This is a genomic window from Oleiphilus sp. HI0066, assembly GCF_001635725.1.
Genome location: NZ_LWFH01001732.1, coordinates 1 through 764 on the forward strand (window position 1 = coordinate 1; position 764 = coordinate 764).

The following is a 764-nucleotide window of genomic DNA, read 5'->3' on the forward strand; positions in this document are numbered from 1 at the left end:
TCGCTTCGACAGTAGCGAAAAGCTAAGGACTTTATATGCTTCCTACTATACCCAGATCAAATCGCTACAACTGGAGCTATCAGCTCTATATCTTCCTATTTTTTGTTTACCTCATTGCGCCATTAGTGGTCGTCGCGAGCTTTGCCTTTAACGACTCCCTGTTTCCGTCACTACCATGGAAAGGCTTTACATGGGATTGGTTTATTAACGATACCCAACCTAAATTAGGCTTATTTCATGATCGTAGCCTAATGAACGGCATTGGCGTTTCATTCTTTGTTGCATGCTGTGTGACTGGACTGAGCATTGCGATCGGCACAAGCAATGCCTTTTTATTTGAACGTTATGAGTTTCGCTTCAAACAATTCGCATACATATTGTTGTTGCTGCCTCTGGTTATTCCGGGCGTCATTCTCGGCATCTCTATTCTCGTATTTTCAAACACGCTTGCTAACGGAGTTGAAGATCATATTGGGTGGGATCTTGAGTTCCTTAGACCAGGGCTATTACTCGTAGTGCTTGGCCAATTCGCCTTTATAACTACGATTGCGACCTTAGTTATTTCGGCTCGGCTGAAAAAGTTTGATAGATCACTTGAGGAAGCCGCCTACAATCTAGGCGCAAGTCGCTTTGAAGTATTACGTACTATTACCTTACCCTACCTCAGGCCAGCCATGCTCGGCGCAGGCGTTGTCGCGTTCTTGATGTCTTTTGAAAATTTCAATACAACACTCATGCTAGTCGGCTCTGATGCCCCCTTAACT

1 protein-coding gene is annotated in these 764 nt (G+C 44.4%); it reads left to right on the forward strand.

Annotation, left to right across the window (positions count from 1 at the left end; genetic code table 11):
- Positions 1–35: 35 nt before the first annotated feature.
- On the forward strand, positions 36–764 hold a 729-nt coding region (locus A3738_RS26970), incomplete at its 3' end, for an ABC transporter permease (protein WP_068763982.1).